Source organism: Desertibaculum subflavum, assembly GCA_003576705.1.
In the GTDB taxonomy this organism is placed as follows: domain Bacteria; phylum Pseudomonadota; class Alphaproteobacteria; order Ferrovibrionales; family Ferrovibrionaceae; genus Desertibaculum; species Desertibaculum subflavum.
Window position 1 is genome coordinate 23,209 of the sequence record QOZS01000061.1, and the last position, 6,710, is coordinate 29,918.

7 protein-coding genes and 1 pseudogene are annotated in these 6,710 nt (G+C 68.8%); 7 read left to right on the top strand and 1 reads right to left on the bottom strand.

What is annotated here, in order from left to right:
- The first annotated feature begins 1 nt into the window (after nt 1).
- Complete coding sequence (locus tag DT074_RS23730) at nt 2-1,621, top strand: methyl-accepting chemotaxis protein (protein ID WP_119422351.1); 1,620 nt, start codon at nt 2-4, stop codon at nt 1,619-1,621.
- Nucleotides 1,622-1,791: 170 nt separating this feature from the next.
- Nucleotides 1,792-2,214 (top strand): nucleoside-diphosphate kinase, encoded by a 423-nt coding sequence (gene ndk / locus DT074_RS23735; protein ID WP_119422352.1) that lies wholly within the window; start codon nt 1,792-1,794, stop codon nt 2,212-2,214.
- 84 nt (nt 2,215-2,298) lie between these two features.
- On the opposite strand, the gene DT074_RS28240 is transcribed toward ndk, so the two are convergent.
- On the bottom strand, nt 2,299-2,526 hold the full coding sequence (locus DT074_RS28240) for a flagellar hook protein FlgE (RefSeq protein ID WP_162915157.1): 228 nt from the start codon (nt 2,524-2,526) through the stop codon (nt 2,299-2,301).
- 54 nt (nt 2,527-2,580) lie between these two features.
- Between DT074_RS28240 and DT074_RS28245 the strand changes: the two genes are divergently transcribed.
- From DT074_RS28245 to DT074_RS23760, 5 genes and pseudogenes are all read left to right on the top strand, one after another.
- Nucleotides 2,581-3,099 carry a GNAT family N-acetyltransferase gene (locus DT074_RS28245; protein WP_162915158.1) on the top strand — a complete coding sequence of 173 codons (519 nt, stop codon included), beginning with the start codon at nt 2,581-2,583 and terminating at the stop codon, nt 3,097-3,099.
- A gap of 54 nt (nt 3,100-3,153) precedes the next feature.
- Nucleotides 3,154-3,555, top strand: a complete 402-nt coding sequence (locus DT074_RS23745) for a DUF2946 family protein (RefSeq protein ID WP_162915159.1) — start codon at nt 3,154-3,156, stop codon at nt 3,553-3,555.
- A gap of 64 nt (nt 3,556-3,619) precedes the next feature.
- Nucleotides 3,620-4,156 (top strand): YcnI family protein, encoded by a 537-nt coding sequence (locus tag DT074_RS23750; protein WP_119422355.1) that lies wholly within the window; start codon nt 3,620-3,622, stop codon nt 4,154-4,156.
- A 42-nt stretch (nt 4,157-4,198) separates the two neighbouring features.
- The gene (locus tag DT074_RS23755; RefSeq protein WP_162915160.1) at nt 4,199-6,289 is read left to right on the top strand and encodes a TonB-dependent receptor family protein; all 2,091 of its coding nucleotides are present in this window, start codon (nt 4,199-4,201) and stop codon (nt 6,287-6,289) included.
- Nucleotides 6,290-6,300: 11 nt separating this feature from the next.
- Nucleotides 6,301-6,710 (top strand): annotated as a pseudogene (locus DT074_RS23760) (hypothetical protein); the annotation flags it as partial.

Below are 6,710 nucleotides of genomic sequence, written 5' to 3' on the forward strand. Positions count from 1 at the left end.
GATGACGACGACACTGCATTCGCTTCGTCTGACCGCAGTCCGCTGGATGGTGATCGCGCTGTGGGCGCATGTCGGCATTCTGCTGGCGATTGGCTGGCTCAACGGCACCATGGGCCTCGGCGTCGAGCTCACCGCCGGCCTGGCGGCAGCGGCTGTCACCTTCTCCTGGCTTCGTGGCGGCGCCAGCGTGGCGACGCGGCTGCTGATCGGCGTCGTCTTGGTGGGCATGGTGTCGGCATTCGTGCTGCGCGCCGCCGGCCCCTGGCAGATCGATCTGCACGTGTACTATTTCGCGTCCTTCGCGGTACTGGCGATCTTCTGCGACTGGCGCGTCATCGTCGCCGCCGCGGCGGTCACTACCGTACACCATCTGAGTCTCAACTTCCTGCTGCCGGCTGCTGTGTTTCCGGATGGGGCCAGTTTTCCCCGTGTCGTTCTGCACGCGGTCATCGTCGTGGCTGAATGTGGCACGCTGGTCTGGCTCTGCGTGACGCTCGAACGCATGTTCGTGACCTCGGCGGATGCGGTGACCCGCGCCGAAACGGCACTGGGCGAGGCGGAGGCCGCGCGGCGCGCGCAGGAGGCCGAGTTTGCCCGCGCCGAAGAGGCGCGCGCCTACGCGGACGTCGAACGCCGTGACCGCGAGCGGCAGGAGCAGGCGGCCGCCAAGGCGGCTCGCGAAGCCGATGATCGGCGCCGGCGGGAGCAGACCGAGGCCGAGGCCGAGGCGCGGCGCGCCGAACTGCGCGCCGCCGCCGCTGCCGAGTCGAAGCGGAAGCAGGAACTCGCCACCCTGGCGGACGGCTTCGAGCGCGCAGTCGGCGAGGTCGTGCATTCCGTTGCCCGCGCGGCCGACGAGATGAAGGGCCTGGCCGAGCAGATGGTGGGCGCGGCCGGCACCACAGACCAGCGTGTCAAGGCGGTCGCCGCCGCCTCCGAAGAGGCCTCCGCCAACGTACAGACGGTGGCGTCGGCGACCGAGGAGCTCACGGCCTCGGTGCAGGAGATCAGCCGCCAGGTGGGTAGCTCGACGCAGATTTCTGGCGAAGCGGTGCAGCAGGTCGAGGCGAGCAACACGCAAGTGAACCAGCTTGTCCAGGCCGCGGAAAAGATCGGTGCGATCGTGCAGCTGATTACCTCTATCGCCAGCCAGACCAATCTGCTCGCGCTCAATGCGACGATCGAGGCGGCTCGCGCCGGCGAGGCCGGCAAGGGCTTCGCCGTAGTGGCGAGCGAGGTGAAGAACCTGGCCAATCAGACCGCCAAGGCGACACAGGAGATCAGCGATCAGATCGGCGGCATCCAGTCGACGACCCAGTCCTCCGCCGAGGCGATCCGGGCCATTGGGGCCACGATCGGCCGCATGCGCGACATTGCCGGCACGATCGCTGGCACGGTCGAGGAGCAGGGCTCGGCGACGCAGGAGATCGCCCGCAACGTGCAGCAGGCATCGACCGGTACGCAACGCGTCTCGGCCGATATTCAGTCGGTCACCCAGGTGACCCGGCAGACGGGCGAGGCGGCCAACAAGGTGCTTACCGCCGCGGCCGAACTGACCCGCCAGTCGCAGGCGCTGCGCGGCGAGGTGGCGAAGTTCGTGCAGACGGTGCGGGCGGCTTAACGAACCGCCGAGGAAGCCGAGAATTAGGCCTTCGCGCTCCGTGGCGCTCTTCGCATCTTTTACGGCGACCCGCTTCCGTCCGTCCATCGCTGCGGCTTGACGCGCGCCGGCGCATGGCTATAAGGCCCCGGCTTCCCCTGCCGCAATGCACCATAAGGAGCCGGCCCGCCATGGCCATTGAACGCACGCTGTCGATCATCAAGCCGGACGCGACCCGCCGCAACTTGACCGGCGCCATCAACGAACGGTTCGAGAAGGCGGGGCTGCGCATCGTCGCCCAGAAGCGCCTGCAGCTGTCCCGCGCCCAGGCCGAGGCGTTCTACGCCGTGCACAAGGCGCGGCCGTTCTTCAACGATCTCTGCGCCTTCATGGTGTCCGGCCCGGTGGTGGCGCAGGTGCTGGAAGGCGAGGGCGCCGTCGCCCGGAACCGCGAGATCATGGGCGCCACCAACCCGGCCAATGCCGCCGCCGGGACCATCCGCAAGGATTTCGCCGAGAGCATCGAAGCGAACTCCGTGCACGGCTCGGACGCGCCGGAGACGGCGAAGGACGAGATTGCCTTCTTCTTCAGCGGGCTCGAGATCGTCGGCTGACCGCGGTCGCGCCAACGCGAAAGGGCCCGCGAGAGCGGGCCCTTTTTGTCTCCGCGCAGGAGACGCGCGACGGCTGGCTCGCCGTCAGACCTTGATGTCGAGCAGGCGCTTGAAGGTTTCGTCCGCGGTGCGGGCGACGGCGACATTGGCGCCGGCCGCGGTTTCCGCTTGGATCATCTTGACGAAATCGGCCGGGTCGAGATTGCCCTCGGCGATGCTCTGGGCTGCCTCGTTCAGCTTCTCGGTGGCGCGGCTGATGCCCTCGACGGCTTTGCCGAGGACGCTGCCGGTGGTGACGGATTCGATGCTCATGGGCGTGATTATCCGTCAACCGAGGTTACCGGCGCGTTTAGGGGGAGGGTTAACGTGCTGATCGAAACGCCACGCCTTCTGGTCCGCCGTTGGACCCTGGACGACGTGGCTGCGCTGCACGCGATCCAGGGCGACCGGCGCACCATGGCGTTCTGGCCCGCGCCCTTCACGCGGGCGGACAGCCGGGCCTGGATCGAGCGGTCGCTCACCCGCTATGCGGAGCGCGGCTTCGGCCGCTTCGCCCTGCTGTCGAAGGCGAGGGGGGCGGTGGTCGGCGATTGCGGCGTGGTGGCGACCGAGATGGACGGCGAGCCGGTCAACGATATCGGCTGGATCATCGCACGCCCGCTCTGGGGGCAGGGCCTGGCGGTCGAGGCGGCGGCGGCGGTACGCGACTTCGCCTTCGCCAATCTCGGCCTGCCGGCGCTGCACGCCAACATGCCGTGGAACCATCACGGCTCGCGCCTGGTGGCGGAGCGCATCGGCATGCGCCATATCCGCAGCTTCGAGAACCCGAAGAACCGCAACATCGCCACCTTGTTCTACGAGCTCCGCGCCGACGGCCGCAGCTGACGCGGCGGGGCGCCGCATTGTCGGATGACGCGAACCGTTCTAGGAATCGTTCGCATGCGGAGGATGGGGAGCATTCGGCCTGGAAAGGGCGGCGCGACGCTGCTGGCCCTGCTTGCGCTGTTCCTTCAGGCCATCATGCCGCTCGCCCATGCGGCGGCGATGGCGGCGCAGGCCGTGCCCGGAATCCTCGTCATCTGCACTGCCGAAGGGCCGAAGCAGGTCCGCATCGCCGATGACGGCTCGTTCGAGCCGGTGGATCAGACCGGCAAGCTGCCGCCGGCTTGTCCCGGCTGCCCGATCGGCGCGCCCGCGTCCGCTCTGCCGCCGCCGGCGCAGCCCGAGATCGGCGTCGCGCTTACGACGATCGAGTTGCCGCCGCGGATCGAGCCGGCCGCCTCGCCGGCCAGCCCGCGCTATCCGCCCTCACATCCCCGCGCACCGCCCGCTTCCGTCTGACCGAACGCTCGCCGCACGGGCCTGATGGCCCGTGCATCCGCCGTTCCTGCGTCACGGAAACACCATGACCCCCATCATCCGTATCGCGGCGCTCACCGCCGCGCTGACCGCTCCGGCGGTCGGCCAAGCCCATATCGTTGCCGAACCGAATGAAGGGCCGGCCGGCGGCTATTTCCGCACGGCCTTCCGCATCCCGCATGGCTGTGCCGGATCTGCCACCATCGCCGTCACCATAACCTTGCCGCCCGGCACGCTGGCGGTGAAGCCGCAGGCCAAGCCCGGCTGGGCCATCACCTTGACCAAGCGGCCGGTCGATCTGCCGGTGCCCGGCGGTCACGGCACGACCATCACCGAGACGGTCGATACGGTCACTTGGCGCGGCGGCCCGCTGCCGAACGAGCATTTCGACGAGTTCGGGCTGAGCCTGAAGCTGCCCGCCGGCCCGGCCGGCGCGACGCTCTGGTTCGCCACCGTGCAGCAATGCGAGCGAGGCGAGAGCCGCTGGGTCGAGATCCCGGCCGAAGGCCAGAAATGGGGCGACCTCAAAGCACCGGCGCCATTCGTGCGCCTGCGCGCCGCGCCCGCCACGCATCAGCACTGACATCGACCGGCCACCCAGATGGCCAACCGGGGGATATTCCACGTGAACCGCACATCATTTGTCGTGCGCGGCGCCGCCGCGCTCGCGCTTGCCGCCGCCGCGCCGGCACTCGCCCAGAACGAAGCCCGCACCGATGCCCTGAAAGTCACCGCCACGCCGGTGAAGGAATCGCTCACCGTGCCGAACCCGGCGGAAGCGAAGCGCCTGATCGAACGGATTCCGGGCGGCGTCGATCTGGTGCCGGACAGCGAGTTCCGCGACAGCAAGGCGACGACGATCAAGGACGCGCTCGATTTCGTGCCCGGCGTCTTCGTGCAGTCGAAGTACGGCCAGCAGGATTCGCGGCTGTCGATCCGCGGCTCCGGCCTGTCGCACAACAACCACCTGCGCGGCGCGCTGATCCTGATCGACGGCGTGCTCAACAACCGCACCGACCCGTTCGGCGACACGCAGGAGATCGATCCGCTGTCGACCCGCTATGTCGAGGTCTACAAGGGCGCCAACGGCCTGCAATACGGCGCTGCGACCTTGGGCGGCGTGCTCAACTTCGTCTCCCCGACCGGCCGCGACGCGCCGAAGCTGCTCGCCCGCGGCCAGGTCGGCAGCTTCGACACCCAGGTCGCGCAGCTCGCCGCGTCGCATGTGGTCGGCCCGTGGGATATGTGGGCGTCCCCTACCTTCACCCACACCGAAGGCTTCCGCGATCACTCGAACGGCACCTATGCGCGGCTCAACGGCAATGTCGGCTTCCGGCCGAACGAGACGGTCGAGACCCGATTCTTCCTCGGCTACAACAACATCGACCAGCGCATCCCAGGCGCGCTGACCCGCAGCCTCGCCTATTCGGCGCCGACTTTCACGCCCGCGGCCAATTACAGCCTCGACACCAAGCGCGACCAGACCTCCATCCGGCTCGCCAACCGCACGATGTTCCTCGTCGGCGATCACGAGGCGACGCTCAGCGCCTATTTCAAGGACAAGAACCTGTTCCATCCGCTGACCTTCGCGGTGATCGACCAGCAGACCCAGGATTACGGCGTCACCAGCCGTTTGACCGGCGAAGGCCGCGTCGCCGGCCTGCGCGCGGGCTTCGTGGTCGGCAGCAACCTCGCCTACGGCGTCAATCGCGGCCGGCAGTTCGCCAATGTCGGCGGCCATCGTGGCGCGCTGCAGAACGATGTCGACGAGATGTCGTGGAACCTGACCGGATATGGCGAAGGCCGCCTCTGGGTGCTGCCGGACCTGGCGCTGGTCGGCGGCGCCCAGGTCAACCAGGCCCGGCGCGAGCTCGACGACAACTTCCTTTCCAACGGCGACGACAGCGGACGCAAGAACTTCACCTCGGTCAATCCGAAGATCGGCGTGCTGTGGGAGCCGGAACCGGCACTGCAGGTATTCGCCAATCTCAACCGATCGACCGAGCCGCCGACCTTCGGCGAGCTGAACCCGAGCGCGACGCCGGGCTTCGCCGATCTGGATGCGCAGAAAGCCTGGACGGCGGAGATCGGCACCCGCGGCGAGTTGCTCGGCGGCCGCATCGCTTTCGACCTGACCGCCTACCGCGCCTGGGTGAAAGACGAGCTGCAGCTCTTCGTCGTGGCGGGCAGCGGCGCCGGCGGCTTCGCCGTCAACGCTGACAAGACGATCCACCAGGGCATCGAAGCGGGCGTCACGGTCGACCTGTTGCGCGGCCTGTTCGTCCAGAGCGAGGCGCGCGACCGGCTCTCGACGCGCATCGCCTATACGCTCGGCGACTTCCGCTTCGACAACGATCCCAGTTTCGGCGACAACGAGCTGCCCGGCGCCCCGCGGCACTTGCTTCGCGGCGAGCTGCGCTACAGCCACCCGCTCGGTTTCTACGTCGCGCCGAATGTCGAGTGGGTGCCGCGCGGCTATTTCGTCGACAATGCCAATACGCGGGACCTGAAGACGCGGCCCTACGCCCTGCTCGGCCTGAAGGTCGGCTTCGACTATCCGGAAGCGGGACTCAGCTTCTTCGTCGATGCCCGCAACCTGCTGGACAAGACCTATGTGTCGAACACGGCGGCGCGCCCGGTCGCTCTGGCGACGGACTCGCTCTACAACCCGGGCGACGGTCACGCCGTTTATGTCGGTATCGAGGTTCGCTGGTGACGACAGCTGCCATGGATCTGCCGGAAGCAGGCATGCTGCTGGCTCGCGCACGCCGGCAGGCACGCGAGGCAGCCGGCTTGGCCTGCTCGCTCGCGCTGCATGCCGTGGCTGCGCTCGCCGTCGTTCTGCTGGCGCGGCAGGGGCCGCGCCCGCAGCCCGAGCCATGGACCATCGAGTTGGTGATCGAGCAGCCCGCGGCCCCGATGCCCGGACCGGCGATGGCGGAGGCGGCGGTTTCCGACCCGCCGCTTCCGCAGCCACCGCTGGCCGCGCCCGCGGAGGTTGTGTCCGCACCCGTGTCGATTGATCTGCCACCACCGGATGAAGCCCCGCCGGTGCGCTTCGAAACGCCGCCCGCGCCGCCGCGCCGCAAGCCGGCAGCGCCGGTCGCCGTGGCGCCGGCTGCCGGGCCGGCGCCGGC